Below are 24,356 nucleotides of genomic sequence, written 5' to 3' on the forward strand. Positions count from 1 at the left end.
AGGCATCGGACGGACCGCCGCCCCGAACCGTTCGGGGGCGCGCCGCGCGTGCCGCCAGGGCTGTCGACGCGGCGGAGACTTCGATAAGGCGTTAGCTTACCGTACACGGCCAAAATTTGCCTGACGTGGCAAGGCTTTCGGCGCATGAGCGCCGCGCGGCCGGCGCACGGCGATATCTGCATGCCGGCGCGGTGCGCAATGTCACGCAGACCGGCCCGACCCGGTCGCCATTCGCGCGCGTCCGGGTCCCGGCGGCGGATGTTTGACGCAGGTCAGGGCGGCGCGTTCATCGCGACGCTACAGTGCCATGTCACCTTCGTCACCGGCCTTGGGCCGGCATCGTCATGAATCCCCTGCCGTTGATGCCGCCGCGCGGCGCCCGCGCCGCGGCGGCGCAAACCGTCCATTCGACTGCCCATTCGACCGCTCATTCGCACGGGGCTGCGCCATGCGCCCCCCTGCACTTCGATGCACGGCTGCTGCGCCGCTACGACGTAGGCGGCCCGCGCTACACGTCCTACCCCACGGCGCTGCAGTTCCGCGACGATTTCAGCGTCGAAGACTATGCCCGCGCGGCCGCGCAGTCCAAACGCACCGGCAAGCCGCTGTCGCTCTATGTCCACGTGCCGTTCTGCGACACCGTGTGCTTCTACTGCGCATGCACCAAGATCGTCACCGGCAATCGCGCGCACGCGCAGGCGTATGTCGAGCGGCTTCACGCCGAGATCGCACGTCAGGCGTCGTTGCTCGGCGCGGGTCGCGCGCTCGCGCAGATGCACTGGGGCGGCGGCACGCCCACGTTTCTCTCGCTGGAACAGATTGCGTCGCTCGTCGACGCCATCGCCCGCCAGTTCGTGATGGCAAGCGACGACAGCGCCGAATACGCCATCGAAATCGACCCGCGCAGCGCCGGTCCGGCGTCGATCCGGGCGTTGCGCGCGCTCGGCTTCAACCGGTTGTCGATAGGCGTGCAGGACTTCGACCCCCGCGTGCAGGCGGCCATTCATCGCATTCAGCCGCGCGCACTCGTCGAAGCCACGCTGCAAGCCGCGCGAAGCAGCGGCTTTCGCTCGGTCAACTTCGATCTGATCTACGGGCTGCCCTACCAGACGCCCGAGTCCTTCTCCCGCACGCTCGACGCCGTGATCGAGATGGCGCCCGACCGCCTGTCGGTGTTCAGCTACGCGCATCTGCCACAGCAATTCAAGATGCAGCGCTGCCTGCCCGACGCCCTGCCCGACGGTGCGCGCAAGCTCGAGCTGCTGCAAACGATCATCGCGCGGCTGAGCGCTGCCGGCTACGTCTACATCGGCATGGACCACTTCGCGCGTCCCGACGACGAACTCGCCCGCGCCCAGACGGCCGGCACGCTGCAGCGCAACTTCCAGGGCTACAGCACGCGCGCGGACTGCGACCTCATCGGCGTGGGCATGTCCTCCATCGGACGGGTCGGCGACAGCTACGCGCAAAACGCCAAGACCCTGAAGGCGTACTACGACGCGATCGACGCCGGCGGCCTGGCGATCGCGCGCGGCGTTCGGCTCACCGACGACGACCGGCTGCGGCGCGACGTCATTTCGCGTCTGATGTGCCATATGGCGCTCGACTTCACGGCCGTCGAGCAGATGCACGGCATCGACTTCGTCGCCTACTTCGCCAACGAACTGGGTGAGCTGGCCGATCTGGCCGCCGATGGTCTCGTGAGTCTCGACGCACGGGGCTTGCGAGTGCTGCCGGCCGGACGCCTGCTGGTGCGCGTCGTCGCCCAGGTGTTCGACGCCTATCGCCAAAGCGCCGCCAACGCGCGTTGCGCGAAGGTGATGTGAGCGAGTGCCCACACGGGGCGCGATGGCCGCGCCCCCAAACGCAAAACGCCCGGGGGAAGCCCCCGGGCGTTCTTCATGGCCGACGCAGCGCGCACGGCGGGCGTCAGCAGCAGCGTCCGCCGCTCTTGCCGCCGTAGCGCGCCTCCTGGCGTTCCCGGAAGAACGCCTCGTAGCTCATAACCGGCCGATCCGGGTGCGTGGCGCGCATGTGCGCCACGTAAGTGTCGTAATCGGGCAGGCCGACCATCAACCGCATGGCCTGGCCCAGATATCGACCGACCTTGCCGAGTTCGTTGCCGACTTCGTCGAGCATGGCGTCTCCCGTTCGCCTCAGACCTGACGACCCGCGGGCATCGGCTCGAACGGCGTCTCCTTGGCCGTCGGCTTGCTCGCGCTGCGTGCCACGATGACCGTGCGAAGACCGAAGACCACCACGGCCACCACCACGAACATGAACACACCGGAGAGCGCCGCGTCCACGTAATCGTTGAACACGATCTGCTGCATCTGCGCCACCGACTTGGCCGGGGCGAGCAGCTTGCCGTCGGCCAACGCGGCCTGGTACTTCGCGGCGTGAGCAAGGAAGCCGACCTTCGGATCCGGATCGAACATCTTCTGCCAGCCGGCCGTGAGCGTGCAGGCGAGCAGCCACAGCGTGGGCAGGATCGTCACCCAGGCGAAACGCTCGCGCTTGAGCTTGAACAGCACGCACGTAGCGAGCGTCAGCGCGATGGCGGCGAGCATCTGGTTGGAGATGCCGAACAGCGGCCACAGCGTATTGATGCCGCCGAGCGGGTCGACCACGCCCTGATACAGGAAGTAGCCCCAGGCGGCCACGCACAGCGCCGTCGCGATCAGGTTCGCGGGCAGCGATTCGGTGCGCTTGAGCGACGGCACGAAGGTGCCGAGCAGATCCTGCAGCATGAAGCGTCCGGCGCGCGTGCCGGCGTCGACGGCCGTCAGGATGAACAGCGCTTCGAACAGAATCGCGAAGTGGTACCAGAAGGCCATCATCGCTTCACCGCCGACCACCTGGTGCAGGATGTGCGCCATACCCACGGCGAGCGTCGGTGCGCCGCCGGCGCGCGAGATGATCGTGTGCTCGCCCACGGCCTGCGCCGTTGCGGTGAGCACGTCCGGCGTGATGGTGAAGCCCCAGCCCGAGACGACCTGCGCCACGGCTTCCGGCGTCGTGCCGATCACGGCGGCAGGGCTGTTCATGGCGAAGTACACGCCCGGATCGATCACGGACGCGGCCACGAGCGCCATGATCGCCACGAACGACTCCATCAGCATGCCGCCGTAACCGATGAAGCGCGCGTTGACTTCGTTATCGAGCAGCTTGGGCGTGGTGCCCGACGAGATCAGCGCATGGAAGCCCGATACGGCGCCGCACGCGATCGTGATGAAGAGGAACGGGAACAGCTTGCCCGACCAGACCGGACCGCTGCCGTCCAGGAACTGCGTGAGCGCGGGCATCTTCAGCTCCGGCGCGACGACCAGAATGCCGACGGCGAGCGCCAGGATCGTGCCGATCTTGAGGAACGTCGACAGATAGTCGCGCGGCGCGAGCAGCAGCCACACCGGCAGCACCGACGCAATGAAGCCATAGCCGATCAGCATCCAGGTCAGTTGCTTGCCGTCGAACGTGAACAGCGGTGCGAGCGTGGCGCTGTCGTGCACGTTCTGACCGAAGTAGATCGCGGCCATGAGCATGACGAAGCCGATGACCGACACTTCGCCGATGCGGCCCGGGCGAATGAAACGCGTGTACACGCCCATGAAAAGCGCGATCGGAATGGTCAACCCGACGGTGAACGTGCCCCACGGCGATCCGGTCAACGCCTTGACCACGATCAGCGCGAGCACCGCGAGGATGATGATCATGATGAGGAATGCGCCGAACAGCGCGATCACACCGGGAATCATGCCGAGCTCGGACTTCACGAGGTCGCCCAGCGAGCGGCCGTCGCGGCGCGTGGAGATGAACAGCACCATGAAGTCCTGCACGGCGCCCGCGAAGACCACGCCCGCCAGAATCCACAGCATGCCGGGCAGGTAGCCCATCTGCGCGGCAAGCACCGGGCCCACGAGCGGGCCGGCGCCGGCAATGGCGGCGAAATGGTGGCCGAACAGCACATAGCGGTTGGTCGGCACGTAGTCGAGCCCGTCGTTATGGCGCCAGGCCGGCGTCATGCGCGTGCCGTCGAGCTGCGCGACGCGCGTGGCGATGAACTTGCTGTAGAAACGATAGGCGATCAGGTAAACGCAGACGGCTGCGATCACGATCCAGAGTGCGCTGACGGTTTCGCCGCGCGATAGAGCCACCGTGCCGAGCGCGCACGCGCCGACGATGGCCACCGCTGCCCAGGGCAGTTGTTGCCAGATGCGATTCATTGTCTCTCCTCGGAACTGCCTCCTTCGGGCAGCAACCCCGGGACCGTGCCGTTGCGGCACCGTCCCGCCTCTTGTACCGGCGCCGCGACGACGCCGTGAACCGCGACACATCCGCCCTCGTATTGCGCCTCTTTAGCCCCTCTTTGCGGGGGTGCGGGGCGGCGAAAGCCGACGAGGCGACATAGCCAGTACGCAGCCAGTACGCAATGTGCGGAAGCGAACGTTGGGCTCCGGGATGCGTCCAGCGGACGCGCCTGGGGGCCCCAGCCACGATTCGCCGTGTAGTATTGGCGTTTGCCCGCCGTGCCACAAGCGCGGAACTACGCAGGCGAACTACGTGCTATTACGTAGCGAACGCCTGCCCGATGCCCCCTGCAGCATGCGGCGGCATTGCAGGCCTTTCGAATGCCATGAACCTCCGACAGAAATTTTTCGTCCTGGCGCTGCTGCCCGTCGCGCTCGCGATGGTCGCCATCGCACTGGCCGTGCGCTACCAGGGCAACGAGCTCGCGCGCGCGCAACACGAAGCGGTGCAGACGGCGCTGCTGGCCAACAAGCGCGCCGAGCTGCTGCATTACGTGGGCCTCGCGCGCAACGCCATCGAGCCGCTCTACAACGGCCCCGACACCCCCGCCGCCCGCGACGCGGCGCTCGCCACGCTCGCGCGCATGGAGTTCGGCAAGGACGGCTACTTCTTCGTCTATGACCTCGACGGCAAGAGCCTGATGCATCCGCGCCAGCCCGAGCTTGTCGGTCATAACCTCTGGGCGCTCAAGGACGAGTCCGGCGCACCCACGATCCAGCGCCTGATCGGCGCCGCTCGCTCCGGCGGCGGCTACGTGCAGTACGCGTGGGAGAAGCCGTCGCTGCAACACATGGCGCCCAAGCTCGGCTACGTGATCGCGCTGCCGCGCTGGAACTGGATGATCGGCACCGGCATTTACCTCGACGATGTGCAAGCCACGCTGCGCCAGTCCGACGATCGCGCACAGGCCAACATCGACCGCACGCTCATCTGGATCACGCTCATCGCTTCGTCGTGCCTGGCAATCGTGGGGTTGTGCGGCCTCGTCGTGAACATCACCGAGCTGAAGACGGCCGATGCGAAGCTGCGCCAGCTCGCGCGCCAGGTCGTGGAGTCACAGGAGATCGAGCGCGCACGGATTTCGCGCGAACTGCACGACGGCATCAGCCAGCTGCTCGTCTCGGTCAAGCTGCTGCTCGAGTCGGCGTCGATGCGCCTGCCCGGCTCGCCGGCGGCGGCAAGCACGACGCTTGGCGTGGCGATCGAGCGCCTGAACGGCACGCTCGGTGAAGTCCGGCGCATCTCGCAGGCGCTACGTCCGGCCATGCTCGACGATCTGGGCCTTGCCGCGGCCATCGACCAGTTGGCGCGGGAGTTCGGCTCTCACGCGGGGCTGCCTGTGGAGATGGACGTCGAAGGCGAAGCGCCGGCACTCGACGACAACATCAAGACGATGCTGTTCCGTATCGCGCAGGAAGCGCTGACCAATATCGAACGGCATGCGCAGGCTTCGCGCGTGTCGATCCTGCTCATCTTCAAGCCCGACGGCATTCATCTGTCGATCGCCGACGACGGACGCGGCTTCGACGTGACCGACGTGCATCACGATCCGCGGCACGGCATCGGCCTGCGCAACATGCGCGAACGCCTCGACGCCGTGGGCGGTGTTCTCGGCATCCAGTCCTGGCCCGGCCTCACCACCATCAGTGCGTGGGTGCCGCTTACGCCCGCCGCGAAAGCGGCGCTTCGTGCCACCTCCAGCAAATGACGCAAGCTCACCCTATCCGACTGCTGTTGATCGACGACCATCCGCTTGTGCGCGACGGCCTGCGCGCACGATTCGAGGCGGCCCCCAACCTGCAAGTGGTCGGCGAAGCCGGCAACGCACAGGAAGCGCTGGCGCGCGCCCGGACAGCGTCGCCCGATCTCGCGCTCATGGACATCAGCATGCGCGGCACGAACGGCATCGAGCTGACCGCGCTGTTTCGCGAGCAGTTCCCGCATATCGCCGTGCTGATTCTTTCGATGCACGACAACGCCGAGTACGTGCGTCAGGCGGTCCGTGCCGGCGCGCGCGGCTATGTGCTCAAGGACGCGCCCGCACACGAGATCGTGACGGCCATCGAACGCGTCGCGCGCGGCGACGCCTATTACAGCGCCGCGATCGCCGCGCGGGTGGTGCAGGCATCGACGACACACGCGCCGATCGATTCGCTCACGCCTCGCGAGCGTGAAATCCTCTCCCGCATCGCTCGCGGACTGGCGAACAAGCAGATTGCAACGGAGATGGATCTGTCGGTGCGAACCGTGGAGACGCATCGACTCAACATCAAGCGCAAGCTCGGCATCGAAGGCCAGGCCGAGCTGATCAAGTTCGCGGTGGAGAACCGGCTTTGAACACTTTGAGCGCTTTGAACACTTTGAGCGCTTTGAGCGTCTTCACGGCATTGAAAGCCCGCTCACGCGCGGCAGCCGGCTCGCCGGTCAATGAGGAAACGGCGTCTACCTCTTCCACACCCGTGTTGCGAAACTCCCCGACGTGGCGCGCGACGACGATGAGCCGAGGCCCCCGCGCCGAGACGGCGGGCACTCCATAAAAAATCCCATCGAAGTCGCCTTCGATGGGAGGGTGGTGACATGCGGCAATCGATGCGGCCTCACCCGGCCGCGATCATGGCTCGCGCCTGACGATCGACGCTGCGCGCGGCGTCACCCGTTCAGGCGACGCTCGATCTCGGCCTTCGTGTCGAGCAGCGCTTGCGGCAGATGGTGCCTGAGCGTCTCGAAAAGTTCGGCGTGGAGCTTGAGCTCTTCGCGCCATGCTGCCGGGTCCATCGACGTCACCTCGTCGAATTGCGCCTTCGTGAACGACAGGCCATTCCAGTTCAGATCTTCGTAACGCGGCGTGATCCCGAACGCGTTCTCCTCGCCCTTTGCCGTGCCGTCGATACGGCCGAGCATCCAGGCCAGCACGCGCATGTTCTCGCCGAAGCCCGGCCACACGAACTTGCCGTCGGCGCCCTTGCGGAACCAGTTCACGCAGTAGATCTTCGGCAGCGTTGCGCCCATCTTGTCCAGGCGCGCGCCGGTGTCGAGCCAGTGCTGGAAGTAGTCGGCCATGTTGTAGCCGCAGAACGGCAGCATCGCGAACGGATCGCGACGCACCACGCCTTGCTGGCCCGCCGCCGCCGCGGTCGTCTCGGAGCCCATCGTCGCCGCCATGTACACGCCTTCGGTCCAGTCGCGCGCTTCGGTCACCAGTGGCACGGTGGTCGAACGGCGACCGCCGAAGATGAAGGCGTCGATCGGCACGCCGGCCGGGTTCTCCCAGTCGGGATCGATCGACGGGCATTGCGACGCGCTCACCGTGAAGCGCGAGTTCGGATGCGCCGCCTTGCGCCCCGTCTCCTTCGCGATTTCCGGCGTCCAGTCCTTGCCTTGCCAGTCGGTCAGATGCGCCGGCGGCGTGTCGGTGAGCCCTTCCCACCACACGTCGCCGTCATCGGTGAGCGCCACGTTGGTGAAGATCACGTTCTCGCCGAGCGTGGCGAGCGCGTTCGGGTTGGTCTTCTGGCTCGTGCCGGGCGCCACGCCGAAGAAGCCCGCTTCCGGGTTGATCGCATACAGACGCCCGTCCTTGCCCGGCTTGATCCATGCGATGTCGTCGCCAATGGTCTCGACCTTCCAGCCCTCGAAGCCCTTGGGGGCGATCAGCATCGCGAAGTTGGTCTTGCCGCACGCCGACGGGAACGCCGCGGCCACGTGGTACTTCCGGCCCGCGGGCGACGTCACGCCGAGGATCAGCATGTGCTCGGCGAGCCAGCCTTCGTCGCGGCCCATCTTCGAGGCAATGCGCAGCGCGAAGCACTTCTTGCCCAACAGCGCGTTGCCGCCGTAGCCAGAGCCGTAGCTCCAGATTTCGCGCGTCTCGGGGAAGTGAACGATGTACTTCGTGCTGTTGCACGGCCACGCCACGTCCTTCTCGCCGGCGGCAAGCGGCTTGCCGACGGAATGCACGCACGGCACGAACTCGCCGTCTTCGCCGAGCACGTCGTACACCGCCCGGCCCATGCGCGTCATGATGCGCATGTTCACGGCCACGTATGGCGTATCGGACAGCTCCACGCCGATGTGGGCGATGGGCGAGCCCAGCGGCCCCATGGAGAACGGCACCACGTACATCGTGCGTCCGCGCATGCAGCCCTGGAACAGGCCGTCGAGCGTGCCGCGCATCTCGCGAGGATCGATCCAGTGATTCGTCGGCCCGGCGTCTTCGCGATTCTCGCTGCAGATGAACGTGCGGTCTTCCACACGCGCGACGTCCGACGGGTCGGACAGCGCGAGGAACGAGTTCGGACGCTTGGCAGGGTTGAGCCGCTTCATCGTTCCGGCGGCGACCATCTGCTCGCACAGGCGGTCGTACTCCTGCTCGGAGCCATCGCACCAGACGACGCGCTCGGGCTGCGTGATCGCCGCGATGCGCGACACCCAGTCGATCAGCTTGCGGTGACGCACCCACGAGGGCAGATCACGAGTGGCGACATTGGACGAGGAGGAGGCGTTGAGCGCGTTGGCGCTCAGGCTGGCTTGAGTCATGGGGGTTGTCTCCATGCAGAGTCGGTAAATCGGAGCGGACGACGACCGTCCGTCGCGCGGGCGCCTTTTTGCCTTCCGGCTGGTTTCGCCGGGCGATCCGTCCGGTTGGGGATACCGGGCGGGCGTCACCGCCCCGACGAAGGTCCGCCGCGCCCGGATAACCGGCGCGCGCGAACCGAGGCCGCGTGAAACATGGAGCGCGTCGCAGGTCTTGCGGCACGCGCGAGAAAGCAGGGGGCAACGGGCACACCGATCGGTGCGCATCAGGCGTCTCGCTCACCGGGTCCGACTTGTTTTTGCGGGGTGGGTTCGATTTTTTGCCATCGTGTTGAGGCGGTTTCGCCATGGTTGCCAGGACACCTGCCATACTATGCAAAACGAGGCGTCAGCATACCACCGCGCAAACCGCGCCGGTGCTGCGTCGCAACAAGGTCGGCTGGGGTTTGCCCCGCTGCGCACCGGCCATGTCAACGACCAGTACGCCCGCCGTCGCGGCGGCCTCAGACTTATGTACCGATTGCGCGGCATGTCCTCGTGTCGCGCCGATCCGATTACGCTTTGCCATGAAAATTGCCATTCTCGACGACTATCAGGACGCCGTTCGCAAGCTCGATTGTTTCTCCCTGTTAGCCGGCCATGACGTCAAAGTCTTCAACAACACGGTCAAGGGCGTCGGCCAGTTGACCGCCCGCATCGGCGAGGCCGAAGTCCTCGTCCTCATTCGCGAACGCACCGCCATCACCGCGCAGCTCATCGACAAACTGCCTCGCCTGCGCGTCATCAGTCAGACCGGCCGTGCGGGCAACCACATCGACATCGACGCCTGCACCGCGCGCGGCGTTGCCGTGCTCGAAGGCGTGGGCTCGCCCACGGCGCCCGCGGAACTTACCTGGGCGTTGATCATGGCCGCCCAGCGCCGCATTCCGCAATACGTCTCCAGCCTCAAGCACGGCGCCTGGCAGCAGTCGGGCCTGAAGTCCTCGAGCATGCCGCCGAACTTCGGCCTGGGCCAGGTACTGCGCGGCCAGACGCTCGGCCTGTGGGGCTACGGCAAGATCGGCCGGCTCGTGGCGGGCTATGGCAAGGCGTTCGGCATGGAAGTCATGGTGTGGGGCCGCGAGGGCTCGCGCGAAGCGGCTGCGGCCGACGGCCTGCGCGTGGCCGACAGCAAGGAAGCGCTGTTCACGCAAAGCGACGTGTTGTCGCTCCACCTGCGCCTGAACGACGAGACGCGGCACATCGTCAAGCTCGAAGACCTGCTGCAGATGAAGCCGACGGCGCTGTTCGTCAACACGAGCCGCGCGGAACTGGTGGAAGAAAATGCGCTGATCACGGCCCTCAATCGCGGCCGGCCGGGCATGGCCGCGATCGACGTCTTCGAGAGCGAGCCGATCCTGCAAGGCAACCCGTTGCTGCGCCTGGAGAACTGCGTGTGCACGCCGCACATCGGCTACGTCGAGCGCGAGAGCTACGAACTGTATTTCCGCGTGGCATTCCAGAACATCGTCGATTTCCTGAACGGCGATCGCGCCCACGTGGTGAACCCGGCCGCGCTGCTCGGCTTCGGGCGGTAAGCGCTGCCGGTCTGAGGCCGCGGACCTGACGGCCGCCTCCTGCGGCTGCCCCACCCGCGAAAGTCATGCGCTGTCATGCGCGTCCTGCGTGTCATGGGAGTCGTGGGCGCCGCGTGCATCATGCGCGAGCGCCGGGCCTCGCCGCGGCGTTATCGTGTCCAGATGCCGCAGGAACGCTTCGCCGTCCCTGCGGCCCAGCTCAAAGGCCGGGGCCATCATGTCCGGGCGCGTGTAATCCCAGCTGGAAATCGGTACGGGCGCGGAGGGCTGCACGTACAGCCGGTCCTGTCCGGCGTGATGCCGCGTGAAGATCTGCGGGCGCGGATAGCGCCGCGTGACGAGCACCAGCACCTGTCCGGGCGTGGCGTCGAGCGCATCGACGGGTACATTGTCGACCATGCCACCATCGAGCACCGCGCGCCCGTCGCGTCGCAGGATCGGCGTGAACGGCGGCGTACACGACGACTGCAGCATCAGATCCGCGAGCTCGGCCGTGCTCGTGCAATCCTGGGCGCGAACAAATTCGGGACGAAAGCCGAGCCGCCGCGCAAGTGTCGGGGGCAGCGTGCGGCGCACGTGCTTGTCGATGTTGTACGCCACGAGCCCGGCCGCCGTTGCCGTGCGCGGCCCGAGCCAGCGCGGGATGTGCGAGACGCCGACGCGAATCTCCGGCCCGGCGGCCAGCTTGTCCAGTTGCCCGTCATAGATATCGAGCAACGCCTGCCGGTAAATGCGGTAATGGGGAAACACGCGCTCACGGCGCAGCAGGTTGCCCCAGTACGCGTTCTTGCGATTGTCCGCGAGGGCCTTGCGGTAGTAGGCCATCACCCAGTCGGACTCGCGCATGTGCAGCATGCACGCCGTGGCGGCGCCGGCCGAAATGCCGGCGATGACGCGCGGGCGCAGCGGGACTTCGCGCGTCACGCGCTCCCAGAAACCCGCTTGCCACCAGCAGCGATTGCCGCCGCCGGCAAATACGATCTGATCGAACATGGTGCCTCCCCGCGCCCGGCCCGCAATCGGCCAGGCGCCGTGTTCCGTTCAGAGCAGCGCGTAAGTCGTCGTCGCGTGCACGGCCATCTTGCCCGAAGCGTCGAAGATTTCGATCTCCCCGAACACCAGGTTCTTGCCGCGGCGAAGCAGGCGCGCAATCACGCGCAGGTCGCCCTCGCTCACCGGGCGCATGAAGTGGGTGTTCAGCGTGACCGTCGTCATCGGGCGAAAGCCGCCGAGCGCGGCCGAGAGCGCGACCACCATCGCCGTGTCGGCCACGGCCATGAACACCTGCCCGCAGATGACGCCGCCGCCGTGCTTCAACGCCGCGTCGAACGGCAGCCGCAATTCGCTCTCGTCCGGCCCAACCGCCTCGACCTGCAGGTCAAGCTGCCGCACCCACGGGGCCACGAGTTCTTCGAGCATCTTCTGCGCTTGCGCCAACTCCATCCTGGTCGTCCTCCTGTTTTGTCGTGTCGCCGATGATAGCCCCAAAACGCGCGCGCCACCCGCATGGAGCGGCGCGCACATGGGCCCCGGGGACGGCTCGAGGGTCGTCGCGCAATTCTGCCGGTCGTCTTGTCGCGACGAATGCGCCGGCGTTGGCGATTCTCTCGATGCTGCGCGCATGCCGGCCGCTTCGCCTTGCGCAATGCGCTTTTCCGGGCCGACGTTGCCCGGCACGTCGGCCTGCATCCGCTGTGACGACACCGACGCCCGATTGCCGTCCCCCCGCAGACAGCGCCGTAACGATTTGATACAGTGATGCCCATTTGGCCGGTGCGCCGTACCCGGGACGCACCACCCCGTTATCCGTCAGCCCCCTTACGCGAACCCGCGAGCCAAGAAGGAGCCATCACCATGCAGAGCACCAGAGACGATCTCGGCAAACTGATCCTGCGCCTCACCCTCGGTATCCTGCTGCTGTTCCACGGCGTGAGCAAAGTCATCAATGGCGTCGGCTTCATCGAAGGCATGATCACCTCGCATGGGCTGCCCGGCTTCCTCGCATACGGCGCCTATCTGGGTGAAGTGCTCGCGCCGGTGCTGCTCATCCTCGGCGTGCTCACGCGCCTGGGCGGCCTGCTCGTCGTGGCCAACATGCTCGTCGCGTTCTCGCTCGTCCACCTGCACCAGCTCGGCGATCTGGCGAAGACCGGCGGCTGGGCGCTCGAACTCCAGGGCTTCTACCTCTTCGCAGGCCTTTGCGTAATGCTCTTCGGCGCGGGCCGCTACAGTGTGTCGGGCGGCCGCGGCGCCTGGGACTGATCGCCGGCGGCATTTATTTCGGGAACCGAACGGCGGGCCTCGTGTCGCGCCGTCCGGCACAACGGCCCGCCCCGCCGAACGACGGCATGGGCGGGCCGAGTCGTTTCGAGATGTTGCGAATTCCCGCTGTGGTAACGCCAGGTAATACGGCCGTAGCACTTTGCAACGTGTTGGCCGCGGCAATGACTTACTCTGAGGCTGCCAATTCCGGCAACATCAAAAGGAGTCAACACCATGCGCAAATTGAAGATCGCCGCCGCGTCGGCCGTCCTCATCGCCACCTCGATGTTCGGCGTTGCCCATGCCGCCGACGCCGCCGCGCCGGCCACGGGTCCTCACGCCGCCATGCACCACATGCGCGGCGAGCACGGCCCCTGGGGGCTCGGTGACATTCGCAAGCTGCACGACGAACTCAAGCTCGATGCGCAGCAGGAACAAGCCTGGCAGCAGGCGGTGAACACGTCCAGGCAGAACCGTGACGCCATGCGCAAGAACGGCGAGCAATTCCGCCAGATGATCGCGCAGGCGAAGGACCAGCAAGTGCTCGACCTGGCCGGCATGCGCGCCGCGCGCGAGAAGGTGTTCGATCAGAACCGGCAGTTGCGCAGCCAGACCGAAGACGCGTGGCTCAACGTGTACAACGGCCTGAACAACGATCAAAAGACGCTCGTGAGCAACGCCATCAAGGCGCGCTGGGCCAAGATGAAGGCCTGGCACGACAAGGCGGCGCAGCGTCGCGGGCAGATGCACAAGGGCGCGCCGTCGCAGGCCCCGAACCCGCCCGCGGCACCGGCCACGGGTCAGTCGCAATAAGCGCGCGGCCAGCGCTGCCGGGCGCCCCGCCCGGCACATGGTGCAACGCCCGGTCCCTGGTGCAGTCAGGGGCCGGGCGTTTTTTTCGGTTCGCGAGATTACGAGATTACGAGATTACGAGAGCGTGAGAGTCCTGGAGGGCAGCCTTGCGCGCCACTCAGGTCTCGCTCCAGATGCGCAGCAGGTTGTGATAGCAGCCGATGAGCGTGCGGCGCGCCGTCTCGTCGGCGTCGGTCGTGTTCAGGCGCTGGATCGCGTTGTCCATGTCGAACAGCAGCGTGCGCTGCGTGTCGTCCTTCACGAGGCTTTGCACCCAGAAGAAGCACCCCACGCGCGCGCCGCGCGTGATCGGATTGACGCGGTGCAGGCTCGTCGCCGGATACAGCACCATATCGCCGGCGGGCAGCTTCACCTGGTGCGCGCCGTACTGATCCTCGATCACGAGCTCGCCACCGTCGTACTCGTCGGGCGAGGCCAGAAAGAGCGTGGCCGAGACGTCGGTGCGAATGCGCATGCCACTGCCCGGCTGCAGGCGGATCGCCCCGTCCACGTGATTGCCGAAGTGCATGCCTTCGCCGTAGCGGTTGAACATCGGCGCGTAGACCTTGTTCGGCAGCGCTGCGCTGATGAATGTCGGATTGCGCTCGAGCGCGCCGAGGATCACGTCGCCCAGTTCGCGGGCGATCGGTGCGCGCTCGTCGATCTGCTGGTTCTGCTTGACCGGTGCGCCCTGGTAGCCGGCCGTGGCCAGTCCGTCGACCCACGCGTCGCCTGCGCCGTCGAGCTTGGCGCGGACCCAGCGCACCTGGTCGGCGCTGAGGACATTCGGAATATGCAGCAACATCGGCGAGCGTTCCTCGTGAAAAAAAGCGAAGCGCGAGTCGGGCCGCCTGCCCGCTCGCGCCTCGTATTGTGCGTCATTTTGCCGGCGTCCGGTTCAACGCCGGCGCGGCCGGCCTGCGCTGGATCAAGCAAGCCTCGCGGCGGCCGGGCACCGCCGCGCGGGTCAGAACCGGTACGTTCCCGTGAGCAGCGCCGTGCGTCCGATGCCCGGCGCGGCGCGGCCGCCATCGGACTGAATCAGGCCGTCGAAGTATGTCTTGTCGAAGACGTTGAGCAAGTTGAAACGAATGTCGTACTTCGGCTGATGATAGGCCACGGTCGCATCCCAGCGCGTGTAGCCGCCCACCCGGATGAGGTTGGTGTTTGCCGCATAGCGCATCGACATGTAGTTCATGCCGCCACCCACCTCCCAATGACCGAGCGTGTACGTCGACCAGAGCGTGACCGAGTGCCTCGGCGTGTTCGCGAGCACATTGCCCTGCGTGCCGTCGTTGGCCTGCAACACCCGCGAATTCAGGAACATGTAGCCGCCCATCACCTGCCAGTTCGGCGTGATGTGCCCCGTGGCGCTCACTTCGGCGCCCCGCACGCGCACCTTGCCCGCGCTCGTGTACTGCCCGGAGGTGCCGGTCTGCGTGCGTGCGTTGTTCTTCGTGATCTGGAACAGGGCCGTGTTGATCGCGAGATTGTCGTCGAGCAGATTCCACTTGCTGCCGACTTCGAACGACTCGTTCGTCTCGGGCGGCAAGGCCTGCGTGTTGTTGGTGACGGTCAGCGCTTCGAGCGACGGGTTGAACGACGTGCCGTAGGAGAAGTAATACGACTGCGCCTCGCTCGGCTGGTAGATCACGCCGGTGCGCACGCTCGTATAGTTGACGGTCTGCGTGGCGTAGCCCGGCGAGCTGATCGTGTTGGAGAGCTGCGCCTTGTACCGGTCCCAGCGCAGCCCGCCTACGAGCTTCCACTGCCGGGTGAGCTCGATCGTGTCGTTGGCGTAGAGCGCCACCGTCTCGGCTGTGCCCTGCGCGAAGTTGCCCTGGGTCGTCGTCACGTTCGGCAGGTTCGCGTAGTACGCGGTGCTGCCCGCCGGAATCCAGCCCAGGAAGCCCGACGCCTGGCCCGCTCCGGTGCGCAGATAGGTCTGGTTCTCGTAAGCGTCGCGCCCGAGCTCCGAGCCGGCGACAAGCGTGTGCCGCAACGGTCCCGTGGCGAACGACTTCACGACGTCCGTCTGGTTGTACAGCGCGGAGTCCGTGATCTTGCGATCGTGGCTTTGCAACTGCACCCAGAGCTGGTCGAGCGAGTACGACGGAATGCCGGCCGTCGGGCCCGTGGGCAGCGTGGTGAAACCGCCCGCCCCGTTCCCGTTGGGCACGCCCACCGCATGCGCGGAGGTCTCGATCGCGTCGATCACATAGCGACTGTATTGCGTCTGGTTGGTGATCTTCAGCGTGTCGTCGACCTTGTGCTCGATCTTCGCCGTGAAGCTCATCACGTCCTGCACCGTGCGGTCCGTGGTCAGGCCGTAGAACTGATGCTTCGAGATGGGCAGCGGGCTGCCGTTGTAGCCGACCGTGCCGTAGTCCGGCATGTCGCGGTTGTGTTCGATGAGCGCCGAGAGCGTGATCTGCGTCGGCGTGCCGATGCCCAGCCTGAGCGTGGGCGCGACGCCCCAGTCCTGGTTGTTCATGACGTCGCGCGTGGTGTGGATGTCCTGCACGAAGCCGTTGATGCGAAACGCCGCCGTGTCGGAGAGCGGCCGGTTCAAGTCGAACGAGCCGCGATAGCGGTCGTTCGTGCCGATCGTGCCCGACACTTCGTTGAGCGGCTTCAGGTTTGCCTGCTTGCTCACCTGGTTGATCACGCCCCCGGTCGAGCCGCGGCCGAAGAGCATCGACGATGGCCCTTCGAGCACTTCGATCGAGTCGAGATAGAACGTGTCGCGATAGTACTGGCCACGATCGCGAAAACCGTCGAGGTAGATGTCGGTGCGCGCCGTGAAGCCGCGCAGATTGATGTTGTTGCCGATCTGGCCGCCCTCGGCGCCGCCGAGCGTGATGGCCGGCGAGTTGCGCAGCGCGTCGGCGAACGACGTCGCCCCCTGTGCCTGCATCACTGCCTTGTCGATCACCGTGACCGACTGCGCAATGTCGCGAATTGCGGTCGGCACCTTGGCGCCGACGGTGGCCACGTCGCGCTGATAGTCGTCGCGAACCGCCGCACCGCTCACGTCGGTTTGCGGCAACGCGGTCGCGGCGGGCGACTGCGTCCCGCTCGGGGACGAAGCGTCCGCGGCGCTTTGCGCCATCGCCGGCGTGGCGCAGGTGACGGCCAGAGGTGCGGCGAAGAGCGCCATCATGGCGAGAGCGAGCGGCTTGCGTTGCATCATGATCGAGTTCGAAGTGCGTCGTGGACAGAGAAAATGCGGACAACGCGCGGGAAGCGGTGTCCGCGGCGCCGGCGACGGTGCGAACCGGGCGGGATGGCAATTTCCGCTTCGCTACGACACTCCCCGCCTCGGGCATGGGCGGCGAATATAAATAGGAATGATTTTCATTACAAGGCTGGGATCGGCGGGCAACGCCGGGAAATCGCCAGATTTCCTGTAATACGGCGTAATACGTGCGCACCAATCCAGTGCGAGCCTTCAGTAAGGCGATGAAAGCAAGACGTTTGATTTGCCGACCATGAATCGCTGATGGGCCCCGATTTGCCGCGAAAATACGGGTTTTCCCTAGGACCGCCGGCGCAACGACAGCCAACGATTCCTCTGGATTGCCCAAAGCGGCCGGGCCTCCTTCGTCCGTTTGCCTGCCCACCGGTCCCCTTTGCTCCCTGTCCGCTTCGCGCGACGACGTCATACCGATATGACGCGGCTCGCGATAAGCAAAGGCGAATCGCTTATTGGCGAACCGGCCGCGCATCGCGATACAACTGGGAGGCGCGCCCCGCGCGAGCCGAGCGCCATCGCGGCCTGCCGGCCGCCGCCATCGATTCCGTCATCCTTCGCCCTTGCCACCCGCCCCATGTCCATCAAGAACGACCGCGTCCTGCCCGCTTCCCAAACCGTAGCCGTCGCCACCTCGAGCCTCGCCGTCCATCCGAGTCGCCGGCAGTTCCTTCGGCGCGCCGGCGTCGCGGCGCTGGCGGGCGGCGCCCATGCGCTGGGCGTTGCGGGCGCAGTGACGCGCAGCGCCCCGGTGCACGCGGCGAACGGTCCGCTCACCTTGCGCATCGGCTACCAGAAGTCGTCCACGCTGATCGTCCTCGCGAAGGCGCGCGGCACGCTGGCGCAGGCGCTCGCGCCGCATGACGTCACGCTGACCTGGCACGAGTTCACGAGCGGGCTGCCGCTGCTCGAAGCGCTCAACGTCGGCAGCATCGACTTCTCGGCCGACGTCGCCGACACCGTGCCGGTGTTCGCGCAAGCGGCCGGCGCGCGCATTGCCTACGTCGCGCGCGAAACACCGTCGCCGGACGCCGAGGCAATCCTCGTCCCGGAAGCCTCGCCGATCCGCACGCTCGCCGACCTCAAGGGCAAGCGCATCGCCGTCACCAAGGGCGCAGGTGTGCATTACCTGCTGATCGTGGCGCTGCAAAGCGTAGGACTGCGTATCGGTGACGTGCAGCCAGCGTACCTCACGCCGGCCGACGCACGCGCGGCGTTCGCCAGCGGCAACGTCGACGCCTGGGTGACGTGGGACCCGTTCTTCGCGAGCGTGGAGCGTCAGGACAAGGTGCGCACGCTCGTCACCGCACGCGGATTGGCCGGCTATCAGCGCTACTACCTCGCCACGCCGGCATTCGCGCGCGATCATGGCCCCGTGCTGCGCGAGCTGTACCGGACGTTGCGGGAAACCGGTCAGTGGGTGCGCGCCAATCCGCGCGAAGCCGCAGCCCGGCTCGCGCCCATCTGGGGGCTGGACGCCGCGACCGTGGAGGCCGCCAACCGCCGCCGCAGCTACGACGTGCAGCCGGTGGTGCGCGAAGCGATTGCCGAGCAGCAGCGCATTGCCGACGTCTTCACGCAGGCCGGCCTGCTGCCCAGGCGCGTGGATGCGGCCGACGCCACGATCTGGCAGGCGCCGGCCTGAGTTGGCGCTCGCCTGGAAATTCGGCGCCTCCCGCGCGACGGCGGCCGCGTGGGCGCAATGCCCACAATTTCTTGCGAATTTCTCAGGTATTTCCGACGGAATTCATGCACATGTTTATACTTGGACCTGCAATTCATAAAGCATTCGGCCGGAGCCCCCCCGGAACGGCCTTGGCGTAGTGCCAGAGTGCCGGCCGTTCGAACCCGAGCGCAGCACATGCCGCGCTGAGCGGATCGTCCGGACGCGTCGGCCTGGCACGACGACATCATCGAATCGGCAGCGCCGGTGCGCCCCTCTCATGCGAGCGCGCCGGCGTTGCCTATTGGCCGTCCAGGGACAATGCAACCCACCAGATCGCTCTACCTGCTCGGACCGATGCGGGTCGAACAAGGCAAACAGGCGTGCGCCGTGAAGTACACGAAAGCGCGCGGCCTGCTCGCGTATCTCGCTCTGCAACCGGGCTATCACACGCGCGGTGCGCTCGCGGATCTCTTCTGGCCCGACGAAGACGGTCAGGGCGGGCGCGACAAGCTCAAGCGCATGCTCTTCCATCTGCGCGACACGCTGGGCGACGAACTCTTCGAATCCGACCGTCAGGTGGTGCGGCTGCGCCCGGAGACCGGCCTGTGGATCGACGCGCATGTCTTCGCAAGCATGATCGAGCAGGCCAGCCGCACGCTCGACACCGTCACCGGCCTCGATCTCGCGGCGCACCTGCAGCACCTGGCCGACGCCGTCGCGCTCTACCAGGGGCCGTTCCTGCACGGGCTCTCCGTGCGTGACACGCCCGATCTCGAACAGTGGATCGAACTGCAGCGCGACGAATACCAGCGCCGCCGCGTGTTCGGCGAGCGTCTGCTTGCCGACGGTTACGCGCGCCTGGGCGATCTCGATCAGGCGCTCGCGCACGCCCGCCAGCTCGTCGCGCTCGCCCCGTTCGACGAATCGGGCTGGCACTGCCTGCTCGCGCTGCTGCTGCGCGCCGGCCGCCGTGACGACGCTGAAACCGAATATCGCCGCCTGTGCGACATTCTCCATGAGGAACTGGGCGAGTCGCCCGGCCAGGCGCTCAGGCAGTTGCTCGAAACGCCGCCCGCACGCATGGAACAGCGCGCCGCGGGGCCGGAGCGTCGCCAGCTTACCGTGGTCGCCATCGAACTCGCGCCCAACGGCATCGACGATCCCGATCAACTCGCCGGCATGATGCGCCCGCCGCTCGTGCAGTGCGAAACGATTCTGCGCCAGTCGTGGGGCTATACGGTGCGCACCCCGACCGGCGGCCTGCTCGGCTACTTCGGCTATCCCACCGCGCTCGAAGGCGCGGGACGGCATGCGGTCGAGGCCGCCATGCGCTGCGTGCAGGCGAGTACCGCGCGCGTTGGCATCGGTGTGGGCGTTCACACCGGCCTCGTGATCAGCTCGGTGGCCGACGACAGCCCCGACACCGGCGGGCGCGTCTCGCGCGCGGCCGCGCAGCTCGCCGACATGGCGCTGCCGGGCGAAGTGCTGATCTGCGACGCCACCCAACGCCTGATCGGTGTGGCCATCGCCACCACGCCGCACGGCAGCGTGCGCGAGCTGTTCGACATGCACGCCGAGGGCAACGTGCCGCACGCGTGGAAGCAGGTCGTGCTCGACGAAGCGCCCCGCCTGCTCGCGACACTGCTGCCCGACGGCGGCGTGCTGATGCTCGACGACGCCCACTGGGCCGATCCTTCCACGCAGGAGTTGCTCGCGCTCATGGCGGAGAATCCGCCGGGCGGACGCCTGCTGCTCATTTGCGCGCGACCGGAATTCGAGCTGCCGTGGCGCCACACCGTGGGCTTGCGACGCATCGATCTCGCACCGCTGGACGCCGGCGCGGCCGCGTCGATCGTCCGCGCGGCCACGCCGCGTGTGGCGCTGCCGGCGGCCCTGCGCGAGCGCATCGTGCATCTGGCCGAAGGCGTGCCGCTGTTCCTCCAGGAACTTGCGCGCGCGACGGCGGCGCAACAAGGCGGGCGCGGCACCGGCGGCGCCATGCCCATGCCGGCGAGCCTGCAGGAACTGATGATGGCGCGCATCGACGCCGCGGGCAGCGCCAAGCCGGTCGCCCATTTCGCGTCGTGCCTCGGGCCCGAATTCCAGGCGGACGTGCTCGCACGCGCGAGCGGACGCTCGATGGCGCTCGTCGAACGTGCGCTCGACACGCTCGTCGCCTGTGCCCTCGTGCAGCGCCAGGACAACGGGCGGTATGTCTTCCGTCATGCGCTGCTGCACAAGGCCGCCTACGACGCGCAGCCGCAGGAGCGCCGTCAGGACGCGCACCGCCGCATCGCGATCGCCATGCGCGAGCACGACGAGACGGCCGTGCAGACCGAACCAGAAGTGCTTGCCTGGCACTTCCGTCAGGCCGACGAACCCGACGCCGCCATCGAACACTATCGCCTCGCGGGCGAGTATGCGACGGGACGCCAGGCGTTTCGCGAAGCGTGCGCGCACTACCAGAGCGCGCTCGACGTGCTGCGTCAGACCGGCACCATCGCGCAGACGGCACAGCGCGAACTGCAATTACGCATGGCGCTTGGCGTACCGCTCGTTGCATTGCATGGCTATGGCTCGGAACCGGCTCGGCACAACTTCGAGACGGCGCTCGCGCTCGCCCAGCCCATGGGCGACGACGTCGCGCTGTTCCCGGTGTACTGGGGCCTGTGGCTCGGTTCGAGTTCGTGGAGCGACTTCGAGCGCAGCATCGAGCTCGCCCGCAAGCTCATTCACATTGCCGAACAGGCCAACGCCGCGCCGCTGCTCGCCCACGCCTACTATGCGCTGGGCAACAGCCTGTGCTGCCACGGCGACTTCGCCGGGGCGGTCACCGCGCTGGAGACCGGACTGTCGCACTACCGGCCGGAGAGCGCGGACACCGGGCTGGGCGAGGACGCCCGCATCACGGGCCTGTCGTTCCTGTCGTGGGCGTACTGGTTCACGGGACGTCACGACGCCTCGCTCGCCGCGAGCGAGCAAGCGCTGGCAATGGGCCGCGAGCAGGGCCAGCGCTACTCCTTCTCGTTCGCGCTCGTGTTCGCGGCGATGCTGCGCCGCTTGCGCCGTGAAGTGGCCCCCGCCGAAGCCCTGGCGAGCGAAGCCACGGAAGTGGCGACGGAGACCGGCGTCGCGCTGTGGGCGCTCGCCGGTCAGACGATTCGCGGCTGGGCGCTGGCCTCGCGCGGCGACGTGAGCGGACTGGAGCGCATCACCGACAGTGTCGGCCGTCTGAGCGAGATCATGGGCGGCGTCGAAGGCATCTTCTTCGGGCTGCTCGTGGAAGCCTGCGCCGGCACCGGCGACATCGCCCTCGGGCTGCACGCCGCCGAGCGCGGCGCGCACGTGGCGGCTCGCCGCAGCGATGCCCACTGGCAAGCCGAGTTCCTGCGACACAAGGGCGACTTCCTGCGCGCGGGCCATCATCCCGACGACACCGTCCGTCCGTGGCTGCAGCAGGCGCTGCAGATCGCGCGAGCCCAGGGCTCGCCGATGCTCGCGCTGCGCGCCGCGCTCAGTCTGCTGCGCCTCGAAGGCAACGACCCCGCCCTCGATGCCGAATGCGTGGCGGTGCTGCGTGGCGCGCTCGATGCGCTGCAAGGCGGCGAGACGCTGGCCGACGTGCAGGAAGCGCGCGCCCGGCTGGCCGACGTGGCGGCGCGCGCGCCGCAAACGCAAGCGGCGCGGTACGGGAGCTGAGCAACGAGTCTCGGGACGACGCACGGGCGCGCCGCCCCGCTGGCGATGGAAGCGATGGTGGTGATGATGGACGGGCGTGGACATGCGAATAGCCCCTATCAGGCAGCTCGTATGTCCACACGGGACCGGCCCGCTATATTGGGGCGACCCGTGCCCCCCAGGCCCATACGCCGAACCCGACATGTCTCTCGACCGCCCGCGCGCGCACGCCGGCTTCTCTCTCGATTCGCCCCGTTCGCCGGCGCCATGCGATGCGCCGCGCATCGCCGCCGGCAACACACCGCGTGCGCTGCCGAGCGCCGCGGCCCCCGCCTCGCCTTGCTCCCCTGCGTCCTCGCGCCCGGCTCGCGTCTCGCGTGAAGTGATCGTCTCCGGTTGCGTCAAGCGACGCCACTCGTTCGATCTCTGTGCGCTCATGCGCCTGCCAACCCAATTGACCGGCCCGCTCGAGGTGGTATGCCTGTCGGGAAGGAAGGTGCGCGGCGCGGGCGACTACAAGGGCGTGCGGCTCACCGCGTTGCTCGACCTTGCGCAGTGGCGATTGCCGCAGGCCCGCGACTTCACTCGCGCCTACGTGCTCGCGCATGGCGCCGACGGCTATGCGGTGATGTTCTCGTGGCACGAGCTCTACAACACGCCGGTGGGCGTGGGTGCGCTCGTCGTCTACGAACGGGACGGACAGCCGCTCGGCGACGAGGAAGGCGGCATCGGCCTGATCTCGACGTGCGACCTTCGCGTGGCATTGCGCCAGGTGCGGGCACTCGAGCGCCTGACGGTTCATCTGGCCGATGCGCACGCGCGTTGATCGCCCGTCGCAATCGATGGACCGATCAGCTGACCGTCCCGTGCGCGCCGCGGCGCGGCCTCAGTCCGCCGCCGCGCGCTTGCGGGACGCCCCTGAGACGGCCTTTGAGACTGTTTTTGAGGCCGTTTTTGAGGTTGCTTTTGCGACTGCTTTTGTGACTGTTTTCGGGACCGCTTTTGGGACGCCTCTTGGTGCGGCCCTGGACGCGACTCCGGTGGCAGCCTTTGGACCAACGTCTACGGCGAGCGCTTCGGAGCCCTTGCGCCTGGCGGGCGTCTTGCGCGCCTCGCTTGTCGCCGCCGGCTTGCGGCGCGCCTTCTGTGCCGTCCCGTTGCCGAGTTGCGAGCGCACGCGCTGCTGCATGTCGGCGATGTCCGAGTCGAGAATCAGCCGGCCGCGCAGCTTGCCGTTCATCCGCTTGATGTAGGTGCGCGCCTCCTGCATGTGAAATTGCATGAGCTCGCGCACGCGCTGCGCGTCGCCCGCACGCGCCGCGTCGGTGATCTGCCGATGGATGTTGACGTTGGCCGTGCCGAACTTCTCGTGCTCGCGGCGCGGCGTTTCGTTGCCGAACACGATCAGCTGGCGAATCATCTCGTTGACGAGCTCGCAGGTAAAGCGCAGAAAGCTGTTCGGATTGGCGGCCGCGAGAATGTCGTGGAAGTCCACGTCGGCCTGACGCTGGCGCAGCAGTTCTCGCCGATCGTGCGACGCCGGACTGCAGCACGCCATGTTGTGTTCGAGCGCGGCGAAGTCGGCCTCGGTCAGATGCGGTACGGCGCCCGCCGCGAGTTCCGGCTCGAGCAGCTGACGCACCGTATAGATGTCGTCGATGCTCACTTCCTTGAAGAACAGATAGTTCTGCATGAGCTGGAACGTGCGCTCGAGCGGCACCTCCACCACCATGCCGCCGCCCGACGGCCCCGTGCTCACCTTGATGAGCCCCTGGACCTCGAGGGACTTGAGCGCCTCGCGAATGGTGCTCTTCGATACCCCGAACATCTGCTGCAATTCCACTTCGCGCGGCAACCGGTCGCCGGGCAGCAGATTGCCTTCGGTAATCAGACGCTTGATCGATTCGGCGACGAGATCGCCGCGCTTTTGCTGCTTGATTTCCAACGGCTCACGCATCGTTTGCGGATCCAATGCCATGTGGCGCCTCGCTCATTGTCGGCCGTGCCGACCCGGAATTTTTTCCGATTGACACTCCGGGGCATTATACCTACGATCGATTTCATCCTATTTATCATTATAAATATGACGAATAGGGATAAGGCCCCGGACGTTGCAAGCCGTTACTGTCAGCTCGCGCCTCAGTCGATTTTCCAGGGCGCCGGCCGGCTCGCGCGTGACGCGCTGCACGTTTGCACCCGCTGAACGATCGCTCCCTCACTGGAGACC

Annotated in this window: 17 protein-coding genes; 9 read left to right on the top strand and 8 right to left on the bottom strand. The window is 67.0% G+C overall.

The features are described 5' to 3' along the window. The first annotated feature begins 344 nt into the window (after nt 1-344). Entirely contained in the window at nt 345-1,826 is a 1,482-nt protein-coding gene (gene hemN / locus CDN36_RS08695; RefSeq protein ID WP_287496503.1) for an oxygen-independent coproporphyrinogen III oxidase, read from the top strand. Nucleotides 1,827-1,929: 103 nt separating this feature from the next. On the opposite strand, the gene CDN36_RS08700 is transcribed toward hemN, so the two are convergent. Together CDN36_RS08700 and CDN36_RS08705 are read right to left on the bottom strand one after the other, a co-directional pair. Next, nucleotides 1,930-2,139 (bottom strand): YbdD/YjiX family protein, encoded by a 210-nt coding sequence (locus tag CDN36_RS08700; protein WP_287496504.1) that lies wholly within the window; start codon nt 2,137-2,139, stop codon nt 1,930-1,932. Nucleotides 2,140-2,156: 17 nt separating this feature from the next. After that, nucleotides 2,157-4,223 (bottom strand): carbon starvation CstA family protein, encoded by a 2,067-nt coding sequence (locus CDN36_RS08705; protein WP_287496505.1) that lies wholly within the window; start codon nt 4,221-4,223, stop codon nt 2,157-2,159. A 410-nt stretch (nt 4,224-4,633) separates the two neighbouring features. On the opposite strand from CDN36_RS08705, the gene CDN36_RS08710 reads away from it, so the two are divergent. Then, nucleotides 4,634-6,016, top strand: coding sequence for a cache domain-containing protein (locus CDN36_RS08710; protein WP_150555378.1), 1,383 nt, complete (start codon nt 4,634-4,636; stop codon nt 6,014-6,016). Beyond that, the gene (locus CDN36_RS08715) at nt 6,013-6,645 is read left to right on the top strand and encodes a response regulator (protein ID WP_150555379.1); all 633 of its coding nucleotides are present in this window, start codon (nt 6,013-6,015) and stop codon (nt 6,643-6,645) included. The genes CDN36_RS08710 and CDN36_RS08715 overlap by 4 nt, the downstream gene beginning before the upstream one ends. Nucleotides 6,646-6,957: 312 nt before the next feature. Here CDN36_RS08715 and CDN36_RS08720 read toward each other — a convergent pair whose 3' ends face one another. Further along, nucleotides 6,958-8,844: a phosphoenolpyruvate carboxykinase (GTP) gene (locus CDN36_RS08720; RefSeq protein ID WP_287496506.1), complete on the bottom strand. Its 1,887-nt coding sequence runs from the start codon at nt 8,842-8,844 to the stop codon at nt 6,958-6,960. A gap of 563 nt (nt 8,845-9,407) precedes the next feature. On the opposite strand from CDN36_RS08720, the gene CDN36_RS08725 reads away from it, so the two are divergent. Beyond that, nucleotides 9,408-10,418, top strand: coding sequence for a D-2-hydroxyacid dehydrogenase family protein (locus CDN36_RS08725; protein WP_287496507.1), 1,011 nt, complete (start codon nt 9,408-9,410; stop codon nt 10,416-10,418). A 63-nt stretch (nt 10,419-10,481) separates the two neighbouring features. Here the strand turns inward: CDN36_RS08725 and CDN36_RS08730 are convergent, their stop codons facing one another. Together CDN36_RS08730 and CDN36_RS08735 are read right to left on the bottom strand one after the other, a co-directional pair. After that, the gene (locus CDN36_RS08730; protein ID WP_287496508.1) at nt 10,482-11,411 is read right to left on the bottom strand and encodes a patatin-like phospholipase family protein; all 930 of its coding nucleotides are present in this window, start codon (nt 11,409-11,411) and stop codon (nt 10,482-10,484) included. Between the two features lie 48 nt (nt 11,412-11,459). Then, entirely contained in the window at nt 11,460-11,861 is a 402-nt protein-coding gene (locus tag CDN36_RS08735; RefSeq protein WP_150555381.1) for a PaaI family thioesterase, read from the bottom strand. A 411-nt stretch (nt 11,862-12,272) separates the two neighbouring features. Here CDN36_RS08735 and CDN36_RS08740 point away from each other — a divergent pair, with 411 nt between their 5' ends. Together CDN36_RS08740 and CDN36_RS08745 are read left to right on the top strand one after the other, a co-directional pair. Continuing rightward, on the top strand, nt 12,273-12,680 hold the full coding sequence (locus CDN36_RS08740; RefSeq protein WP_150555382.1) for a DoxX family protein: 408 nt from the start codon (nt 12,273-12,275) through the stop codon (nt 12,678-12,680). Between the two features lie 234 nt (nt 12,681-12,914). Beyond that, nucleotides 12,915-13,493, top strand: a complete 579-nt coding sequence (locus CDN36_RS08745; protein WP_150555383.1) for a Spy/CpxP family protein refolding chaperone — start codon at nt 12,915-12,917, stop codon at nt 13,491-13,493. 157 nt (nt 13,494-13,650) lie between these two features. Here CDN36_RS08745 and CDN36_RS08750 read toward each other — a convergent pair whose 3' ends face one another. Together CDN36_RS08750 and CDN36_RS08755 are read right to left on the bottom strand one after the other, a co-directional pair. After that, nucleotides 13,651-14,337 carry a Fe2+-dependent dioxygenase gene (locus tag CDN36_RS08750; protein ID WP_287496509.1) on the bottom strand — a complete coding sequence of 229 codons (687 nt, stop codon included), beginning with the start codon at nt 14,335-14,337 and terminating at the stop codon, nt 13,651-13,653. A 162-nt stretch (nt 14,338-14,499) separates the two neighbouring features. Then, nucleotides 14,500-16,725 (bottom strand): TonB-dependent receptor, encoded by a 2,226-nt coding sequence (locus tag CDN36_RS08755; protein WP_287496510.1) that lies wholly within the window; start codon nt 16,723-16,725, stop codon nt 14,500-14,502. A gap of 637 nt (nt 16,726-17,362) precedes the next feature. Here CDN36_RS08755 and CDN36_RS08760 point away from each other — a divergent pair. From CDN36_RS08760 to CDN36_RS08770, 3 genes are all read left to right on the top strand, one after another. Next, on the top strand, nt 17,363-18,430 hold the full coding sequence (locus CDN36_RS08760) for an aliphatic sulfonate ABC transporter substrate-binding protein (protein ID WP_287496511.1): 1,068 nt from the start codon (nt 17,363-17,365) through the stop codon (nt 18,428-18,430). A 339-nt stretch (nt 18,431-18,769) separates the two neighbouring features. After that, the gene (locus tag CDN36_RS08765) at nt 18,770-22,150 is read left to right on the top strand and encodes a BTAD domain-containing putative transcriptional regulator (RefSeq protein ID WP_287496512.1); all 3,381 of its coding nucleotides are present in this window, start codon (nt 18,770-18,772) and stop codon (nt 22,148-22,150) included. A 181-nt stretch (nt 22,151-22,331) separates the two neighbouring features. Next, the gene (locus tag CDN36_RS08770) at nt 22,332-22,955 is read left to right on the top strand and encodes a molybdopterin-dependent oxidoreductase (protein WP_287496513.1); all 624 of its coding nucleotides are present in this window, start codon (nt 22,332-22,334) and stop codon (nt 22,953-22,955) included. A gap of 60 nt (nt 22,956-23,015) precedes the next feature. Here the strand turns inward: CDN36_RS08770 and CDN36_RS08775 are convergent, their stop codons facing one another. Further along, on the bottom strand, nt 23,016-24,107 hold the full coding sequence (locus CDN36_RS08775; RefSeq protein ID WP_502920350.1) for a FadR/GntR family transcriptional regulator: 1,092 nt from the start codon (nt 24,105-24,107) through the stop codon (nt 23,016-23,018). Nucleotides 24,108-24,356 lie beyond the last annotated feature (249 nt).

This window comes from Pandoraea sp. CB10b_02 (assembly GCF_002216225.1).
Lineage (GTDB): Bacteria > Pseudomonadota > Gammaproteobacteria > Burkholderiales > Burkholderiaceae > Pandoraea > Pandoraea nosoerga.